This is a genomic window from Pseudoalteromonas sp. c7(2019) (assembly GCF_011378625.1).
In the GTDB taxonomy this organism is placed as follows: Bacteria; Pseudomonadota; Gammaproteobacteria; order Enterobacterales; family Alteromonadaceae; genus Pseudoalteromonas; species Pseudoalteromonas arctica.
Genome location: NZ_WTKS01000011.1, coordinates 101,794 through 121,190 on the forward strand (window position 1 = coordinate 101,794; position 19,397 = coordinate 121,190).

General features: G+C 40.3%; 18 protein-coding genes and 1 riboswitch. Of the genes, 10 read left to right on the forward strand and 8 right to left on the reverse strand.

Annotated elements, in window-relative coordinates:
- Positions 1-172: 172 nt before the first annotated feature.
- Positions 173-1,582, reverse strand: a complete 1,410-nt coding sequence (locus GQR38_RS13480) for a protein adenylyltransferase SelO family protein (RefSeq protein ID WP_165722234.1) — start codon at positions 1,580-1,582, stop codon at positions 173-175.
- A gap of 11 nt (positions 1,583-1,593) precedes the next feature.
- Complete coding sequence (locus GQR38_RS13485; protein ID WP_165722236.1) at positions 1,594-2,289, reverse strand: DNA-3-methyladenine glycosylase I; 696 nt, start codon at positions 2,287-2,289, stop codon at positions 1,594-1,596.
- Positions 2,290-2,480: 191 nt separating this feature from the next.
- Positions 2,481-2,681: riboswitch (Lysine riboswitch) on the forward strand.
- Between the two features lie 190 nt (positions 2,682-2,871).
- Between GQR38_RS13485 and dapA the strand changes: the two genes are divergently transcribed.
- The 5 genes from dapA to GQR38_RS13510 all read left to right on the forward strand — a co-directional run bounded on the left by dapA (position 2,872) and on the right by GQR38_RS13510 (position 8,094).
- A complete protein-coding gene (dapA, locus tag GQR38_RS13490; RefSeq protein WP_165722238.1) occupies positions 2,872-3,756 on the forward strand; it encodes a 4-hydroxy-tetrahydrodipicolinate synthase in 885 nt (294 codons plus the stop codon).
- A gap of 15 nt (positions 3,757-3,771) precedes the next feature.
- Positions 3,772-4,512, forward strand: a complete 741-nt coding sequence (locus GQR38_RS13495; RefSeq protein WP_007376223.1) for a 2,3,4,5-tetrahydropyridine-2,6-dicarboxylate N-succinyltransferase — start codon at positions 3,772-3,774, stop codon at positions 4,510-4,512.
- On the forward strand, positions 4,512-5,717 hold the full coding sequence (locus tag GQR38_RS13500; protein ID WP_165722239.1) for a PLP-dependent decarboxylase: 1,206 nt from the start codon (positions 4,512-4,514) through the stop codon (positions 5,715-5,717). Before GQR38_RS13495 ends, GQR38_RS13500 begins: the two co-directional genes overlap by 1 nt.
- A gap of 5 nt (positions 5,718-5,722) precedes the next feature.
- On the forward strand, positions 5,723-6,844 hold the full coding sequence (locus tag GQR38_RS13505; protein WP_024589540.1) for a succinylglutamate desuccinylase/aspartoacylase family protein: 1,122 nt from the start codon (positions 5,723-5,725) through the stop codon (positions 6,842-6,844).
- A 215-nt stretch (positions 6,845-7,059) separates the two neighbouring features.
- Positions 7,060-8,094 carry a phospholipase A gene (locus GQR38_RS13510; RefSeq protein WP_024607652.1) on the forward strand — a complete coding sequence of 345 codons (1,035 nt, stop codon included), beginning with the start codon at positions 7,060-7,062 and terminating at the stop codon, positions 8,092-8,094.
- 72 nt (positions 8,095-8,166) lie between these two features.
- Here GQR38_RS13510 and GQR38_RS13515 read toward each other — a convergent pair whose 3' ends face one another.
- A complete protein-coding gene (locus GQR38_RS13515) occupies positions 8,167-9,060 on the reverse strand; it encodes a bifunctional GNAT family N-acetyltransferase/hotdog fold thioesterase (RefSeq protein ID WP_024589539.1) in 894 nt (297 codons plus the stop codon).
- Between the two features lie 247 nt (positions 9,061-9,307).
- Between GQR38_RS13515 and GQR38_RS13520 the strand changes: the two genes are divergently transcribed.
- Complete coding sequence (locus GQR38_RS13520; protein ID WP_165722241.1) at positions 9,308-10,021, forward strand: fused MFS/spermidine synthase; 714 nt, start codon at positions 9,308-9,310, stop codon at positions 10,019-10,021.
- Here GQR38_RS13520 and dtd read toward each other — a convergent pair.
- Entirely contained in the window at positions 10,010-10,447 is a 438-nt protein-coding gene (dtd, locus tag GQR38_RS13525; protein ID WP_024589537.1) for a D-aminoacyl-tRNA deacylase, read from the reverse strand. The genes GQR38_RS13520 and dtd overlap by 12 nt on opposite strands.
- Positions 10,448-11,353, reverse strand: a complete 906-nt coding sequence (locus GQR38_RS13530) for a virulence factor BrkB family protein (protein ID WP_024600023.1) — start codon at positions 11,351-11,353, stop codon at positions 10,448-10,450. It abuts the gene before it with no gap.
- Between the two features lie 87 nt (positions 11,354-11,440).
- Between GQR38_RS13530 and GQR38_RS13535 the strand changes: the two genes are divergently transcribed.
- From GQR38_RS13535 to GQR38_RS13545, 3 genes are all read left to right on the forward strand, one after another.
- On the forward strand, positions 11,441-12,097 hold the full coding sequence (locus GQR38_RS13535; protein ID WP_007582161.1) for a DUF2959 domain-containing protein: 657 nt from the start codon (positions 11,441-11,443) through the stop codon (positions 12,095-12,097).
- 74 nt (positions 12,098-12,171) lie between these two features.
- Complete coding sequence (locus tag GQR38_RS13540; RefSeq protein ID WP_165722243.1) at positions 12,172-13,251, forward strand: MBL fold metallo-hydrolase; 1,080 nt, start codon at positions 12,172-12,174, stop codon at positions 13,249-13,251.
- Between the two features lie 67 nt (positions 13,252-13,318).
- A complete protein-coding gene (locus GQR38_RS13545) occupies positions 13,319-14,047 on the forward strand; it encodes a CBM9 family sugar-binding protein (RefSeq protein WP_165722245.1) in 729 nt (242 codons plus the stop codon).
- 228 nt (positions 14,048-14,275) lie between these two features.
- Here the strand turns inward: GQR38_RS13545 and GQR38_RS13550 are convergent, their stop codons facing one another.
- The 3 genes from GQR38_RS13550 to typA all read right to left on the reverse strand — a co-directional run bounded on the left by GQR38_RS13550 (position 14,276) and on the right by typA (position 17,383).
- Entirely contained in the window at positions 14,276-14,683 is a 408-nt protein-coding gene (locus GQR38_RS13550) for a hypothetical protein (RefSeq protein WP_024607648.1), read from the reverse strand.
- A gap of 67 nt (positions 14,684-14,750) precedes the next feature.
- Complete coding sequence (locus GQR38_RS13555; RefSeq protein WP_024607647.1) at positions 14,751-15,185, reverse strand: hypothetical protein; 435 nt, start codon at positions 15,183-15,185, stop codon at positions 14,751-14,753.
- Between the two features lie 374 nt (positions 15,186-15,559).
- Positions 15,560-17,383, reverse strand: a complete 1,824-nt coding sequence (typA, locus tag GQR38_RS13560) for a translational GTPase TypA (protein ID WP_024589533.1) — start codon at positions 17,381-17,383, stop codon at positions 15,560-15,562.
- Between the two features lie 507 nt (positions 17,384-17,890).
- Here typA and glnA point away from each other — a divergent pair.
- Positions 17,891-19,297, forward strand: a complete 1,407-nt coding sequence (gene glnA, locus GQR38_RS13565; protein ID WP_165722246.1) for a glutamate--ammonia ligase — start codon at positions 17,891-17,893, stop codon at positions 19,295-19,297.
- Positions 19,298-19,397: the final 100 nt, after the last annotated feature.

Sequence of the window (19,397 nt, forward strand, 5' to 3'; positions counted from 1 at the left end):
AGCAAGGAATGTAAGAGCAATTAAATTAAATGCACTTATAAATGCAAAGAAATATTGCTTGGCTTTAATTCGGCGCATAATACCACCAGAATTAACATTACCCTAGGTATATGCACATATTTGATTAAAAAATGACTCTTTTTAATCATGTAGTTATACTCAAAGTTAAGTATTAAGTACCACAAAAAGTTTGGTAATCATTATCATTTATCGGTGCAGCCTGAAATTCTGATAATTTTTCACTGTCAGAATACGGGTTACTGGCTATTTTTATAAAGCGCTGTAGTAACTCACTAGACCCTGTAGCGTTATATTGTGCAATTATTTCTTCGATCACATGATTACGCGGTATTACACGAGGATTTGCAGCTCTCATTATTTCATAACTATTATCGTCGGTTAAGCTTACCCACTTAGCTCTCCATTCAATTAGCGACTCTGGTATTACTACTTCTTCTTTTAAGGATTCAGTAAGCGCATCGAAGGTATTGGTGTAATCGAGCTGATTATCTTTTAATAGTGCTAACAACTCTGCGATTAACTCGCCACTACTATTGCAAGATTCATTTAAACCCAGCTTTTGTCCCCACATAGCCGTAAACTCAGTATTAAATTGCTCAGCAAAGCTATTAATGTATGGCGTCATTAACGAAACAGCTTGTTCGTCATCATCGCTGATAAGCGGTATTAAACTCTCAGCTAAACGAGCACAGTTCCAGTTAGCTATATTAGGTTGATTACCAAATGCATACCGACCTTGTTTGTCGATAGAGCTAAATACAGTATCAAAGTCAAAGCTATTCATCATGGCACACGGGCCGTAATCAATGGTTTCTCCGCTTACTAGCGTATTATCGGTATTCATTACTCCGTGAATAAAGCCAACACGCATCCAGCTCACAACTAGCTTAACTTGGTTTTTAATCACAGCGCCTAAAAATGCTAAATAGCGCTGCGATCCTGTATCTGTTATTTCTGGGCAGTGTCGCTCTATAGCTAAATCGGCTAAATTTTTAAGTCCTTCAACATCGCCTTGCGTCGCTAAATATTGAAACGAGCCAACACGAATATGGCTCGTTGCTAAACGAGTCACTATGGCGCCTGCTTGTGGCGGATTACGATAAACCGTTTCACCACTACCAACAACCGCTAAGCAGCGTGTGGTTTTAATGCCTAGTGCATGCATTGCCTCGCTCATTACGTATTCACGAATAGCAGGACCAAGAGCACAACGCCCATCTCCCCCTCTTGAGTAAGGAGTAGCACCAGAGCCTTTTAATTGAATATCCCACAACTGGTTTTTATCATCATTAATAGCGCCCAGTAAATGCGCTCGCCCATCGCCTAAACGTGGTGAAAAATGTCCAAATTGGTGCCCAGAGTAACCAAGTGCTACTGCAGGAATCGCCTGTTTTTCGTTACCGCTAAAAGTGCTAGCACGCAAATCAGCTGCAACGTTAATATTAAACTCTTTTGCTAAGCTCTCGTTCCACAGTAATAACTGAGGAAAGGCAACACTTGCAGGGAAATCTTCTATCGCAAAGTTTTCCGTAATGTCTGTGTATCTTGGCACTAATTTCATGGTAATTCCTATTATTGCTGACTTATACCAACACGGTTGTCACCTACGCCATAAGCAACAATTAAGCTTAACTCTTGCATACTTAAGCCGCTTTGCTTTTGCATTTCGTTAAAAAAGGCTTGGGCTGCATTTAGTGACTTTTTAGTTTGTAAGCCGCCGTCTATAATTTTATGGGCCCGTAAGTAACTCTCTACATCGCGTGATAGTAAAAAAGTATCTTTACCAAGTGCTCGCAGTGCATAAGGCCCTGTATTTCCGCCTAAACGCGCACCATGCTTTTTTAAATACGCCCATAAACCAATAATATCGTCTGTTGGCCAATTAGCGATAAACTGACTAAAACTGCCATGTTCCCCTGCTATTTCGTTGATCATGTAAGCATTTTCGGTAATTGTTTTTACTTTTTTATAGTTACGAACAATTCGCTCATCCGTTGCTTTTTGTTCCAGCATATCGGGTGGCATCATTAATAACTTATCAACGCTAAAATCCCAAAAAACCTCTCTAAAGCCTGGCCACTTATTATTAATGACTGACCAATAAAAGCCACTTTGAAATACTTTTCGAGTAAATTCCTCAAGCCAATCGTCGTCACTTAACGTGCTTAGTTGTTTTTTAGATAGCGGTTTTGCGAGTAATAACTTAAGCATTTTTTCAGAGCCTTTTCGCTCTACCGCTCGCTTATAAATATCGCTAAATTTTTCCATCTGATTAATACCTTACTTCTACTATGGGTCTAGTGTACGAGAAAAGCACCCAATACGTAACCACCCCTCTTTTCGGTGAATTAATCTGTATTTAGTAGCTTGACACCCAGATGGCTAAAATGCTTTAATCGCCGTAATTACCCTATTTAAATTGCACAGGTTTGTAAGTTTTACTCTACAAACAGGTGCAAAGGGCTAGAAGAGGTGCGTTATTCAGGTAGCGTATGTTAGGAGCGCAAACTCCAGTGAGCATACGTGAGGGGAATTAACGCCGAGAAGTAACCACTTTTGCGAGGTGTTTATTTCGGGCGACTAGGTTGAACCCTAGCGACTGTCACCAATAGCTGCTTATAAAAAGCAGCTTATTAGTTTGGTGGAGAGCTTCTGGTCTTAAATATTAAGGCCGTGCGCCCTATTATTTTAAGCCCATTCGCTCTTCGAATTATTAGTTCGAACGACGTTAATGCGGCTCCTTCCATAAAGCTTTTTAACTCTTCGAATAATATCAATTGCATTAAATTAGTTATCGCTAAAATGATCACGTTTTTAATAAAGTTGGTACAAATTATAAGTTCGTGAGAGATGATCAACAACTTCAATTTAAACGACTACTCATTGTGGACCGCGCTCGTAACGCCATTTGATCAACACGGCGATGTTGACTACAACACGTTAACTAAATTGGTTAGCGATCAAGAAGCGGCACATAACGGTATTTTACTACTTGGCAGTACGGGCGAAGGTTTAGCACTAACGCTAAAAGAACAACAAGCCATTGTTGAACACGTATGCCAACTAAAACCAGCAGTACCACTCATGGTTGCTGTGGGCGGTAGTAACTTAAAGCAACAAATTGAGTGGGTTAACTACTGTAATACACTCCCAATTCATAGCTTTTTACTTGGCTCACCGCTTTATGCAAAGCCCGGCGCTATAGGTCAAACTCATTGGTTTGAAAGCCTACTTAATGCAAGTGCTCACCCGTGTATGCTTTATAACGTACCGGGTCGAAGTGCTGTTAGCATTCCAACGGCAACAATTCAAAACTTACAAAATAATAAAAATTTATGGGCGTTAAAAGAAGCGAGCGGCAGCATTGCTCAGTTTGAAGCTTACCGCCAAGCTGCGCCTAATTTAGCTATTTTTAGTGGCGACGATGCGCTGATGCCTTATTTTGCTCAAGCTGGCGCAAAAGGTTTAGTGTCGGTAGCTGCAAATGCATGGCCCGCACAAACTCACGAGTTTGTTAAACGCAGCTTAAGTGGCCAACACCCTAATTTATTTGCCCAGTGGTCAAGCGCTATTAATAGCTTATTTGCTGTCGCAAACCCTATTCCCGTAAAGGTATTGATGCATTTGCAAGGCCGCTTAAGCAGCCCGCAACTTCGTCCACCTTTAACACACCTTGAGTTAACTCAAACCGATTGCATCACAACTGCAAACAACACCATTTTATCTTGGCATTAAATACAGGTTTTTATAATGAGCTGGTTAGAACTATTAAATAATTTAGAATCGGGCGCAGTACGCGCAGCATCACAAAACGAAAGCGGCCAATGGCAAGCTAACGTAGAAGTAAAACAAGGCATTTTGGATGCCTTCAAAAATGGCACTAATACTGAGTTTGCAGGTGGTTTTGTTGATAAACATAACTTAGCTCCGCAAGAATTTAGTACTGACGATGGCGTACGTATGGTGCCGGGTGGCTCTAGTGTTCGCCGTGGTGCTTATGTTGCTAAAGGCACGATTATTATGCCACCAGCGTATGTAAACATTGGTGCATACATCGACGAAGGCACAATGGTAGATAGCCACGCATTAGTTGGCTCGTGTGCACAAGTAGGTAAAAACGTACATTTAAGTGCTGCAGTGCAGCTTGGTGGTGTACTTGAGCCAATTGGTGCAAGCCCAGTAGTTGTAGAAGACGACGCCTTTATTGGCGCTGGCTGTATTATTGTTGAAGGTGTAGTTATTAAAAAAGGTGCAGTACTTGCCCCAGGCGTGCGTTTATCAGCAACTATTCCGGTATACGACTGCGTAAACGAGCGCCAACTTGATAAAGGCGAGCCAATCCCAGAATATGCCATTGTAATACCAGGCTCTCGCCCTGCGTCAAACGAGTGGGCGCGCGAGCAAGGCTTAAGCATGTCGTGTGCGTTAATAGTTAAATACCGCGACGAAAAAAGCGATGCATCATTATTGCTTGAAGAGGTTTTACGATAATGAGCTTTTTGAGCACGCCTATCAAAACCGCTGTAAATACAATTACACAACAACTTGATACACCTTTTTTTGTTTACGACCTAGATCAACTAAACGCGCATCTTGCACGTTTAGTTGCGCAAACCGATGTAAAACTGTGGTACGCGGTAAAAGCAAATCCACTGTCTAAAATTATTCAAAGCTTAGACAGCGCTGGCTTTAATTTTGACGTAGCAAGTAAAGGTGAGCTTGAGCAAGTGCTAGCACAAGGTATTAGCTCACAGCGCGTGCTCAACACAGGGCCTGCAAAAAGCCCTAAACAAATTAAACACTTTATTGAGCGCGGAGTACGTATATTCGTAGCCGAAAGCCTCAATCAAGTACGTTGGTTAAACCAACAAGCGCAACTACAAAATACGCAGTTACAAGTATTACTGCGAGTGCAATTACGCTGGCCTGAAGGTGAAAAAAACCCACTGGGCGGCGACAGCCTTACGCCGTTTGGTTTGGGTTGTGATGAGTGGCAAGCACTCAATGTAACCGACTACCCTACACTTAAGTTTGACGGCTTACATATTTTTCAGTGGGGCAACATGCTTAGCACGCAAAAGCTAAGCGAATTGTGGTCACAAATGATTGCACCACTTAGCCAACTTGCCAGCGATTTAAACATCAATCTTAAAGTTTTAGATTTAGGTGGCGGTTTAGGTATTCCTTATACACAAAATGAAGCAACGCTTGATTGGGATGACTTAATAGCTGCGCTCGCTAAAATTAAAAATGATGCGGGTGTAGAAGAATTATGGATGGAACTTGGTCGCTATGCCGTTGGCGAATGCGGTCATTACGCAAACCCAGTAGTAGAGCGCAAACAAAACTACAATCAAGAACAAGTAATTTTAAGCGGCGGTATAAATCACTTATTACGCCCTGCTGTTACCAGCCAAGATTTTCCTGCTGCGTTACTGCGTGAATCCAGTGCTAAAATTCAAGCGGTCACTTTATACGGCCCGCTTTGTACAGCGCTTGATTGCTTAGGTGAGCATAACCTGCCAAGCGATTTAAATGAGCATGACTGGCTAGTGTTTAGCCAATGCGGTGCTTACGGCTTTACCGAAAGTATGCCGTATTTTTTATGCCACGAGCTCGCCGGCGAGTATACATTGCAAAACGGTGAACTTACCTGTGTTCGCCAAGCCGAAAATGCCAGCCACTACTTAAGGTAATAAGCATGAGTAATACAACACACATCAGCCAAGAGAACATTGTAGTAGGGGAAGTTGCAAACGGCTTACCGCTTACAATTCCGGTGTATCGTTTAAAAGGCGATGGCACAGGGCCTAGTGTTTATGTTCAGGCCAATATGCATGGCGCTGAAGTGCAAGGTAACGCAGTTATTTTTCAGCTACTTGAGCAATTAAAACACCTAAACCTTAATGGCGATATTACATTAGTACCTTATGCTAACCCAATTGGTTGTAATCAAAAATCTGGCGAGTTTACCCTTGGCAGGTTCGATCCGATTACGGGCACTAATTGGAATCGCATGTATCACTACAATAAAAATTTAGTGGCACAGTTTGCACAGAATCATACTCAGTATGATGACGCCACATTAAAAAGTAACTTCAAACAGGCGCTTATTGAAGAAGTAGACAACAAACTTAACGGCCCTGCTTATTTACTTAATACGGGTAAACGCATTGCGCTTAACCTACAAAAGCTTGCTCATCAAGCTGATATAGTACTCGATTTACACACAGGTCCTATTTCAAGCAAACATTTGTACTGCCCAACCTATGCAACCGACAGCGCACGTTACTTTAATATTGAACATGTACTGCTTATTCCTAGTGATTTTGACGGTGCAATGGATGAAGCTAACTTTTGCCCATGGTGGCATTTAAGTGATGCACTTAGTGGGCAAGGTCGCGAATTATCAATACCTGTAGAAGCATTTACTGTAGAGCTAGGCAGCCAAGAAAAAATAGACTTAAAAGAAGCACTAAACGATGCTAACAGCATTTTAAGTTACTTAAATCACAAAGGCGTACTGCAAAACGCGCCGCATACGCCAGCTAATATCACTCGCTATGCATGTAATTTAAATGACTACTTTGCTTATTACGCCCCTATTGGCGGCATGGTTGAATACATAGCCCCGCTTGGCGGACACATTAAAGCCGGTGAGCCTATTGCCAATATTTTGCGAATGGAGCGCTACTTAAGCGAGCAACCACTGCAAACACTTACTCTCGATTGCGATGCAATTGCCATTTTGCACTTTGCCTCAGCGAGTGTTAACCAAGGCACCGAGCTTTATAAGTTTTTTACTAACGTATTTGAGCTTTAGCTCACCCTTCTCATTGCGTGAGAGCACATTAACTAAAATAGTTAATGTGCATTAAAAAAGCGGCTTAGGCCGCTTTTTTTCTGATCTATATTTACTTTGTATACGTAGTGAACTTGTTATAAATACAAATTCAGTAAAAGTTCACCGTTACATATGTAAAAAGACGTTATAATTAAATTAACGCATACAACAACCCAAACTCACAAGGAATTACAATGAGCTGGCGCCACTGGATCACACTTTCTGCCTTAATAAGTACAGCTACCTTCGCACAAGAAGAAGTTGCTACAAATGAGCAAGACAACGACATCGAACTTGTAAAGCAGTGTATTTTAAATGAGGTAATTGGCGGAGATGGTAAACAAACATTAGACGATCTTCGTAAAAAGTGTTCAGCTCTTGAAGAAAACAAACAACTTACCGCGCTTGATAAACGCCAAGCTCGTGAAGAAGTTGGTAAAAAAAATAGAAATGTAATTACTCCACATAAGCGTAACTATATTTTACCTCTTTCGTACGTATCACACCCAAACGATCGCCCATTTGATGGCTTTGATGCACTAACCGACGATAACGACGGTGAACCGCTCGACAACTTAGAAGCAAAATACCAGCTATCGATAAAAGTGCCTCTTTACGATGATTTTTCGGATAAAGACCAAGCCATATTTTTTGGCTTTACACTGCAATCATATTGGCAGATTTATAACTCAGAAATTTCTTCTCCATTTCGTGAAACCAACTACGAACCAGAGATATTTTGGATAAATTACCTCGACCCAGAAAACGTATTATGGGGCGACGAAATGGCAATCGCATTAGGTATTTCGCATCAATCAAATGGTCGAAGCCAACCAAACTCACGTTCGTGGAACCGTATTTATGCAGACTTTATCTGGGAAAACAGAGGCTTTGTTTTTAGCTTTAAACCTTGGTACCGAATAGCTGAGGACGAAAAAGAAGATATTTTAGAAGCTAAGGGCGATGACAACCCAGACATATATAAATACATGGGTTACTTTGAGTTTAGCGGCGCGTATCGTTTTCATGACCATGAATTTAGCTTTATGACACGTAACAACTTAAATTCAGATAATCGTGGTGCAATTCAACTCGACTGGTCGTTTCCTTTATGGGGCCGCGTTCGTGGTTATGCACAATACTTTAACGGTTATGGCGAAAGCTTAATTGATTACAATGCGGATGTAGAACGTATTGGTGTAGGTATATTATTAACCGATCTGCTGTAATACTTCCCTAAGTTTTACGCACAAAAAAGCCAAGTATCGCTTGGCTTTTTTGTGTTTTGAACAGCTAAACAGTTATTTTTTTACTACAAACTGTCCTTCAAATTCGGCAACCACGTTATCACCATCGTAAATAGTTACAGGCACTACGTAACTTGCTTTACCGTCGGTTTCTAAATCGCTTAACTTGCCCTTACAGGTTTGTATATCAACACAACCACGTGGGTCGGTAGTAAGCGGCTTTAAGTACTTAATGTTAGCATCGGCTAATACAATATTACCTTCAAGCCCAGCCTCTTTAAGTGCTAAGTACGTAGCGCCCCAACCTGTTAGCGTGGCCAAGCTATAAATAGAGCCTGCAAACATGGTGTTATGTAGGTTTAAGTTAGCGTCTAGGTCGGCGCTGGTTGTAAATTGCCAATCGGTATAGCTTTCTACCTTAATACCCATCGCGTCACTAATTGGAATAGACTCACGCCACGTATTTTGTAGCACTTGCGTCCAATTAGGATGGCGGAACCAGCCTGGCTCACACGGTTTTTGCTTTACCATTTTAAAATGTTGTACATCGCCATATGCTAAGTGCGCTTTTTCTTTTAATTCGTAACCGTGGCGTTTATAAAACTCAAGCGCTCGTTCGCGTGCAAACAAAACCAGTTCATCGGCATTTTGTGTCCATGCTATTTTTTCAAGCTCATGAAGCAAACGACTACCAATATGCTGATTACGATTACCCTCTGCAACTGCCATGTAGCGCACTTGTGCTTGCTCATGACTGTTAAAGTGCAAACGTGCTACACCAAGCACTTCGCCTTCTTTATTTTTTATAAAGCGATGCTCAGAGTCTTGTTCCATATCGTCTTGTTCAGAGCCTCGAGGCTCGCCCCAAGGCGCGCGTAATACCTGCCAACGCAATTGGTAATACGCTTGCCAATCTTCGCTACTTTGTGGGGTGCTTACCTGAAACATACATACTCCTGTTGTTATATAAGCCGTAAATAAAAGTCAAAAGAAGGCTACGGCGCTATACTAATAGTATTGGTTATCTACCAAGCTAAAAAAATAAAATAATTAAATTGATTGGCATTATTATGGCAAATACCATACTCCATCTTAAAAAAACTGCAAATACGACTTTGGTGATGGCTGTAAAATAACGAAAAAAAATAATGACAAAGGCCATTGCGCTTTAACGTTGCTAGTTTATGCTGAGGATATGACTGAAAAAATCAATTATATAAATTCACTGACGGGTTTGCTGAGCGATCAATTTATTGAAAATAGCCACAGCATTGGTCAGTTAATCTATTGGCATAAATGCAGTGGCGATCACATTCAAGTACGTGAGCACGAGCAGTTACGCTGGTTACTTATTAACGACACTCTTCAATCTGTTATTGATTCAAATAGCCCGGATTCATTACTTTTTCCACACTTATTGTACCTAGATAAGCACTGGCAGACTCTTAAGCCGCCACAAAAAGTGTTAGAACTCGGCCTTGGCGGCGGTGCAATTCGTAACTATTTACAACACAAATACCCTAAAGCACAAATAACATCGGTTGAAAAAAACGCCGATATTATTGATTGCTATACCCAGTTTTTTTCGTCAAATAAGAATGAGCAACTGCTGTGCGCCGATGCGCAACAGATTTTAGAAAGTGTGCAAAATATTGATTGGATTATTCTAGATTTATTTAGCCAAATAGACGCGCCTCGATTTTTATTTGAAGAGGCATTTTATAAAAAAATCTACTCGGCTTTAAATAACAACGGCGTGCTATTTATTAACTTTTTATCGCAGCATGAGTCGCAATTAAAACAACTTCAGCAGCTATTACTCGATGTATTTGGTTGTAACGTCAGCCCGCAAAAAATTACGGGCTATGTAAATCATATCGTCGTGGTAACCAAAAACTTAAACAGATAAGTTAAACGTAACGGGTCCGTCGTTACACAAGCTTACTTGCATATCGGCACCAAACTCACCTGTGGCTATTGTAAGCCCCAACTCTTTAGCTTGAGCTACAAAGTATTCGTAAAGCTCGTTAGCTTGGCTTGGCGTTGCCGCAGATGAAAAACTAGGGCGCATACCCTTTTTAGTATCAGCCGCTAGCGTAAATTGCGAAACAACAAGTAACTCACCTTTAATATCTTTAAGGCTTAAGTTCATTTTGTCGTTTTCGTCAGTAAAAATACGATAATTACTTACCTTGTGTAAAAGCTTATCGGCCGTTTGTTTGTCGTCGTGTTTTTCAACGCCCAGCAACAACAATATACCTTGGCTAATTTCACCTACTACTTGGTTGTTAATTTCTACTTTGGCATGCTTTACACGTTGTATTAAACCTTGCATTTAAACTGTGTCCTTTATTGCTGGTTCATCATCTTCTAGTTCAAGCTCTGGTGTTTCTGGAATATCATTTGGGCTAATACACGCAGTAAATTCAGCGCCAAGCAAAACAACTACCCACGACAAATACACCCATACAAACAAAATAGGAATGGTTGCTACTGCGCCATAAATAACTTCGTATGACGGAAAATGGCTAATATAAAGAGCAAACCCCTTTTTAGTCAGCTCAAATAAAAGTGCCGCAAAAAAAGCGCCAGGTATTGCCGCTCTAAACGACACCCGCGTATTAGGCACTAATGTGTAGAGCATAATAAAGCCCACCATCGAAATTCCATACGGCAATAGCTTTAACAAAAACCCGCTAAACCCAGGAATACCCTGATCAGCAAACGACACCAAAGATACAATATAAGAGGTAACACCAATACTGGCACCGAGCAACATAGGCCCTAAGCTCAAAACCATCCAGTACACAGCAAATGAGATCATCATTGGGCGCTTTTTCTTAATTCGCCAAATTCGGTTTAATGTGGCATCTACATTACGTATTAACAGCAAGGCTATTGCAGCTAAAAAGCCAATACCTACCGCCGTCATTTGGTTGGCATTGCCCGCAAAGGAGCTAATATGCTCTCTAATAACATCGGTAGAGGTAGGTACAAAATTAGTAAACAAAAAGCTCTCAATTTCCATGCGAGTAGATTCAAAGCCCGGAAAGGCTGAAAATATAGCAACACCCACCGCAATTAATGGCACTAAAGAAAGAAGGGTTACGTAAGCAAGGTAACCTGCATTAACCGTTATTTGATCGTCTATACAACGATTAAAATACTGCATCCACCAACCAGGTTGCTGGCGTATAAAGGACTTAACTTGCTGTTTGTAATGTGAGAGCTTATCATTCATACAATTGACTTGTGCTTATATAGTTTTGATTATAATAACAATCAGCGCCATAATTTACAGCACTAACGCTCGTAAACAGGAATTCAAATGAAAAAACAAACATTACTCAGTGTTTCAATGCTTGTAGTAACACTTACTTTAACTGGCTGCCAATCAGCTTATTATTCTGCAATGGAAAAAGTCGGTGTTCACAAACGCGATATTCTTATTGACCGCGTAGAAGAAACCAAAGACTCGCAGCAAGAGTCACAAGAAGAATTTAAATCGGCACTTGAGCGCTTAACTACTCTAATCGATTTTAATGGTGGCGAACTACAAGACACTTACAATCAACTAAACGATGATTACGAGTCGAGCTTAAATGCCGCTAACGAAGTATCAACTAACATCAATAAAGTAGAAGACGTGGCAGAAGCGCTATTTGATGAGTGGGCCGATGAGTTAGAGCAGTACAAAAGTGCATCACTTAAGCGTGAAAGCAGCAAAAAGCTAACTGCGACTAAGCGTCAATTTGATCAGCTATTACGCTCAATGCGCAGCGCAGAGAGTAAAATGGAGCCAGTATTAACCTCGCTTCATGATAACGTTTTATACTTAAAGCATAACTTAAATGCACAAGCGGTATCGGCTATTAAAGGTGAGTTCACTAACCTTAAACGCGATATTCAATTGTTGATGAACGACATGAACAAATCGATTGCCGACTCAAACAAATTTATTGAACAAATGAATAGCGCTGGCTAATCATTTGTTACTTTAACAAGCCTGCTTAATTGCAGGCTTTTTTATGTTAAAGGGAACGCTAAAAGGGATTTACAATGAAACGCTTTTTAACCGCAACAATGCTCTTATGTATACTAACTGCCTGCGGTGCACCTAATAATATTAATCGTATTACCAGCTCTGACTCAGTTGTTGTTATTAATGATAAGAACGGTCGTTATAAAAATTTATACACAGGTGAAAAAACATATCCCACTACCTGTACTGAAAACTGCTACCCAGCCCACCCAGATTTACTATGCAAAACCGGCAGCGAAAACTGCCAGTACCAAGGCCAGCAAACTAAACCACAACTTAGCACCGGTTATACCGTACGCTGGCTTGGCCACGCTAGTTTTGTAATTAACACTCCAAATGGGCAAAGTGTGCTGTTTGATCCGGTAAAAAATCAGTTTGATTCTCCAGTCGCACTTGGCTTTAAACTCGGCGGCGGTATTTATCGTAAAGCAGGGGCTTGGCCTAGTGAGCAAGAACTGGAAAATATTGATGCGGTAATGTATTCGCATATTCATTACGATCACTTTAATAAAGCCGACATACAAAGCATTGGCAATAAACCTCGCTATTTAACACCACTCGGGATGGCCGACAACTTCCCTACCGGTGGTTTTAATATTACCGAAATGCCGTGGTACTCAACAACCAACATTGACGACTTAGCTATTAATGCCGTGCCAGCTCATCATTTTAGCGCTCGTGTATTGGTGCCCTTTATTTACGAAGATAACAATAAAGACTTATGGAATGGCTGGCTGCTTGAACAAAACGGCAGTACCTTATTTTTTGCAGGCGATACGGGCTACTCAAAACACTTTAAAGATATACAGCAAAAATATGGCAATATAGATGTGTGCTTAATACCAATCGCATCTTACTACAGTAAAGAAAGTGGTAAATTTTATCGTTACGTTCACACCACACCAGAAGACGCGCTCAACGCAGCACAAGAACTTAACTGCAAAGTAATGATACCTTGGGGGTATGGTAATTCAAGTTGGAAAATGGGCGACCATACTAGCCACTCTGCCTTACTACGCTTATTGCATATGTACAATAAAATGGATTCAAAAGTACCGCTGTACATTTTAAACGAAGGCGAAAGTATTTCACTGTAACTATTTACTTAGCTGTTTTAAGATTGTTATTACATTAAGACAAGCACACAATAAAATTGAGAAATTAATGAAAAAATTAGCACTCGCCTTAAGCTTTTTATTAAGCACGCCAGCAATGGCTATTGATGTTGAACATACATCAACTCCAATTACTATTGATGGCGTATCAGAAAGTGCGTGGGATAAAGCCGCTTGGCACGATATGCCTTATTTAATGGATGGCACACTGCCAGCAAACGATGCCGACTTTAAAGGGCGTTATCGCTTACTGTGGGATCAAAACTATTTATACCTACAAGCCGATATTGTGGATGACGTTTTAATAGATACACACGCCGATCCAACCTATAAATATTGGGATGACGACGCGCTTGAAGTATTTATTGATAGCGATGCATCAGGCGGAAATCATCAATTTAATCACACCGCTTTGGCGTACCATATCGGCCTTGATAACCAAGCCGCCGATTATGGCCCTGATAAAAAAGCGCACTTGTATACCGATCACCTAATCAGTAACTGGAAGCGTAACACTGCTGCACCTTTTAACATCACGTGGGAAGTAGCCATAAAGCTCTACCCCAATGACTACAAAGAAGGCGCAGTAAATACACCCATTACACTTAGCGAAAAACAAATCATTGGCTTTATGTTAGCGTATTGCGATAACGATGGTAGTGACGTGCGCGAGCACTTTATGGGTTCGCACGAAGTACAGCCAGTAAATGGCGACAGAAACCGTGGGTTTATAGACGCAGACGTATTTGGAAAAATCACCCTGCTGCCAAAAAAGTAACCCCCCCAGAAATAAGTAGGTTGGGTTGAGCGCAGCGAAACCCAACGAAAAATACCCTACCAAAAAACATGTATGCTTTGCATTATCGGCTGTTTAAGCTGCCCCTTTTTTATTGCTTATCCTTATGCAAAAGATCTTTAAGTAAATTATTCACAAAGAGGTTAAGAGGCGCTGCGCTTTTAGAGAACAGTAAACTTGGGCCTTTCTATTACTCATCGCCTTGTTAGACTAATTAGTCAGTTGATTAATATTATATTTCTTAGTATTACCAGAGCCATCAGAGTATTTTTCAAAAATACTTAATTCATTTTCATCGACTAAAAAGGTTATTTTAGAATCATATTGGTCTGTGCGCCATCTCCCAGCATCAGAAGCCCAAATAACTCGACTCCCCTCAAACTTGCACCTATACTTCCAATTCGTGCCATCATCTTTACGAACATACGAGAGATGTGTAACATTACCTTTAATTGAATCTATTTTAACAATTGAAGGACTACGTCCCATAATCGATGCAATTGTAGCAATACAAATTTGTTGTTTCGAAAAAGCACCATTGTCAGCGCTTCCACAGGCAGACAAAGTAATAGTAATTACAATAAGTATACTTTTGATAAACTTTTTATAAATATTCATTTTTTCTCCTTGAGCAACTGGAAATATCTAGAAAAGCAAAGATATTCAGTTCTTCCTTAGCACTAGATTATGTGCAGTTAACAGTGAACTTATCAACTATAACACCTTCAGGGATTAGCCCGTTTTCGTTTGTCCGAATACTAACTTCATGCTCATCAGGATAAATGGGGGATTCCAATTCTTCTGTAACCACATCGAATTGTTCAAATAAGCTTGAATCTAATTTATAAATATATCCATTACAAGTACCATTTTTAGTAGCAAATATTTTTGCTACTTCAATGCTTTTGCTCGTAGAAACAAACGACAGCTTTTTCATATTGGAATCTATTTGATGAGCCCTTAAGCCGTTGCCTCCAGAGTATCCTGATTCATACCCTGCTCCGCACTCCACACCAACTTCACCTAGTTCAGGTATGGCCGTATTTTGTTTTCCTTTGGGGATCAACTGTCCCTTACATAAACTATCTAATTCACTTGTAACACCACGATATAGAAACATAACAATTCCTTTTTAAATAACAGTTTAGTATTTTTTAACGCATGACTTGGGCTGCATAATTTTTTTTTGGACTGAGTAGATCGAGCTGATATTAACCATCTAAACTACATATATTCAATCTATAGATACTTAGTAATAATACTCTTACGCTTCGTAAAGTTGAAAATCAAGCCAATTAACATATAAATAAAAAGTCACCTTAGATGCTAATTCGTCAACCCATAGCTTGTGCTCGTTGTAATGCACGCTATCTCGTTGATAAGAAAAATTTAAACCGAACTCCTTAAGCCTTTACTCATCAAATTTCACCCACAAAAAAGCCGCTGTATTTTTCAATACAGCGGCTTTTAAAATCATAATTCTAAATTAATAGATTATGCTTTAGGTCCACGACCTGCACGTTTACGTTCGTTTTCTGTAAGGTAACGCTTACGAATACGAATGTTTAGTGGAGTTACTTCAACTAGCTCGTCATCATCGATGAACTCAAGCGCTTGCTCAAGTGAGTAGTTAAGGTGTGGAGAAAGCGTTTGCGCTTCATCAGTACCAGATGCACGTACGTTAGTTAACTGCTTGCCTTTAAGGGCGTTAACTGTAAGGTCGTTATCACGGTTATGAATACCGATAACCATACCTTCGTATACTTCAACACCGTGACCGATGAATAAACGGCCGCGTTCTTGTAAGTTGAATAATGCGTTAGTAAGTGCTTTACCAGTTGCATTTGCAATCATTACGCCGTTCTTACGAACACCGATGTCGCCACCTTTGTGAGGACCGTAATGATCGAACGTATGGTACATAAGACCAGAACCCGAAGTAAGCGTCATGAAATCAGTTTGGAAACCAATTAAACCACGGCTAGGGATCATGAAATCTAAACGCATACGGCCTTTGCCATCTGGAGTCATGTTAGTAAGCTCACCTTTACGTAGGCCAACTTGTTCCATAACAGAACCCTGATGCTCGTCTTGACAGTCAATAGTAACTGTTTCAAACGGTTCTTCTAGAACGCCATCTACAGTACGTAAGATAACTTCCGGACGAGAAACTGAAAGCTCGTAACCTTCACGACGCATGTTCTCGATTAAGATACCTAGGTGTAATTCACCACGACCAGAAACACGGAAGCTATCTGGGCTACCAGTATCTTCAACGCGAAGTGCTACGTTGTGTACTAATTCTTTGTCTAAACGTTCACGGATATTACGTGACGTTACAAACTTACCTTCTTTACCACAGAAAGGTGAGTTATTTACAGAGAATGTCATTGTTACAGTTGGCTCATCAACACTTAGTGGTGGTAATGCTTCAACGTTTCCTGGGAAACAAACTGTATCAGAAATCTTAAGCTCACCAATACCTGTTACAGTTACGATGTTACCAGCGTAAGCTCTATCAGTTTCGATACGTTCAAGACCTAGGTAGCTTTGTACTGCGCCAATTTTACCATTACGTGTAGTGCCATCAGCACTGATAATAGTAACTTGTTGGTTAGGAGCAACAGAACCACGTTTAATACGACCAATACCAACTACACCAACATAAGAGTTGTAATCTAGTTGAGAAATTTGCATTTGGAAGTCACCTTCAGGATCTGCATCCGGTGGTGATACTTCGTCAACGATCATCTTGAACATAGGTTCCATGTTGTCTGATGGCTCGTCTAAATCTAGTGTTGCCCAGCCGTTGATAGCTGAAGCGTAGATTACTTTAAAATCTAACTGTTCGTCAGTTGCGCCAAGGTTGTCGAATAAATCAAAGATTTGATCCATAACCCAATCAGGACGTGAACCTGGCTTATCAATTTTATTGATAACTACGATTGGCTTTAAGCCTTGCGCGAATGCCTTTTGCGTAACGAAACGCGTTTGTGGCATTGGACCTTCTTGAGCATCAACAAGTAATAATACTGAGTCAGCCATCGAAAGTACGCGTTCAACTTCACCACCGAAATCGGCGTGTCCCGGAGTATCTACGATATTGATATGGTAGTCGTTCCAAGAGATGGCTGTGTTTTTAGCCAAAATGGTAATACCACGTTCTTTCTCAATGTCGTTTGAGTCCATCACGCGCTCTTCGTTACCGCCGCGTGTTTCTAATGTACCTGATTGCTCAAGTAGTTTGTCAACCAGAGTTGTTTTACCGTGGTCAACGTGCGCGATAATCGCTATATTTCTTAACTTTTCGATGCTCATATATTTACTCAGAGAAATTAAATTCTCAATGATCCTGCAAGATCTACGCACTCATCCACGCTTTCGCGAGATGTCCCAGCATAGGATTTAAAAGGGCGCATATTATCCCTCATTAATGACATGGATGAAAGTTTATCCAATACATATTTTAAAACTTTCTCAATACTTTTACTAAGTATCTGTTTTATATATGACAATTATATGAATTAAATTTCAATATTTTTTTGAAAAACAGCCTTTTTGACTATTTTTCCGATCTTTTTGTTACTCTTTTGCATTTAGGTTATGCTAATTTCAGCTGATTAAATTAACAACAAATTACGCTCTGTAAATTTTGCACCGAAATGGAATATTTACGCACCAACATGGTGCGTTTGTATATTCCATTTTGATGCAATGATATTTTTTTAATTTATAAACAGCCAGTTACAATAATGGCACAAAATCAGCTTAGTAAATACCAAAGCAATTATGCAGCAATAACAAAACCCAATAGTTGGAGGACACATGTCACAATCGGTTTTAGATTTTATTAAAGAAAATGACGTCAAGTTCATTGATTTACGCTTTACTGACACTAAGGGTAAAGAACAACATGTATCGATCCCTCATCACCAAGTTGATGAAGATTTTTTCGAAGACGGTAAAATGTTCGACGGTTCTTCAATTGCAGGCTGGAAAGGCATAAACGAATCAGACATGGTATTAATGCCAGTTCCTGAGTCAATCAAACTAGACCCTTTCACTGAAGAAGCGACATTAATTTTACGTTGTGACGTAGTAGAGCCTTCTACACTACAAGGCTATGAGCGCGACCCGCGTTCTGTTGCTAAGCGCGCTGAAGATTACATGAAATCTACAGGCATTGCAGACACTGTTTTATTTGGCCCTGAGCCAGAATTTTTCGTATTTGACGATGTTAAATATAAATCAGATATGTCTGGATCTATGTACAAAATTGATTCTAAGCAAGCTGCTTGGAACTCAGATAAAGAATATGCAGATGGCAACACTGGTCATCGTCCAGGTGTTAAAGGCGGTTACTTCCCAGTTGCTCCAGTTGATGACTTCCAAGATTGGCGTTCAGCTACGTGTCTAGTTCTAGAAGAAATGGGCCAAGTAGTAGAAGCACATCACCACGAAGTAGCAACAGCAGGTCAAAACGAAATCGCTACTCGCTTTAATACAATGGTATTAAAAGCGGATGAAATTCAAGAAATGAAATATGTTATCCATAACATGGCTCACTTATACGGTAAAACAGCAACGTTTATGCCTAAGCCAGTTGTTGGTGATAACGGTTCTGGTATGCATTGTCACCAGTCACTTGCTAAAGGTGGTGTAAACCTTTTTGCTGGTGATAAGTACGGCGGTCTTTCTGAAGATGCACTTTACTACATTGGCGGCATCATCAAGCATGCTAAAGCAATTAACGCTTTTGCAAATGCGTCTACTAACTCGTACAAACGTTTAGTACCAGGTTTTGAAGCACCTGTTATGCTTGCATACTCTGCACGTAACCGTTCTGCATCAATCCGTATCCCAGTGGTTCCATCTGAAAAAGGTCGTCGTATTGAAGTACGCTTCCCGGATCCAACTGCTAACCCATACCTTGCTTTCTCAGCAATGCTTATGGCTGGCCTTGATGGTATCAAAAACAAGATCCACCCTGGCGATGCTATGGATAAAGATTTATACGACTTACCAGCTGAAGAAGCAGCAGAAATTCCAACTGTTGCAGCATCACTTGACGAAGCACTATCTGCACTTAGCGCAGACCGTGAATTCTTAACTCAAGGTGGCGTATTCACTGATGACTTAATCGATGCTTACATCGAACTTAAGTCTAAAGAAGTTGAAAAGCTTAACATGACAACTCACCCAGTTGAGTTTGAAATGTACTACAGCTGTTAATTAAGCTGTAAAAATATGTGTGTTCTCAAGCCCGCTTTGCGGGCTTTTTTAATGGTAAAATTAGTCAATCTCCACTAAAGTTAAGTTACCGATAAAAATG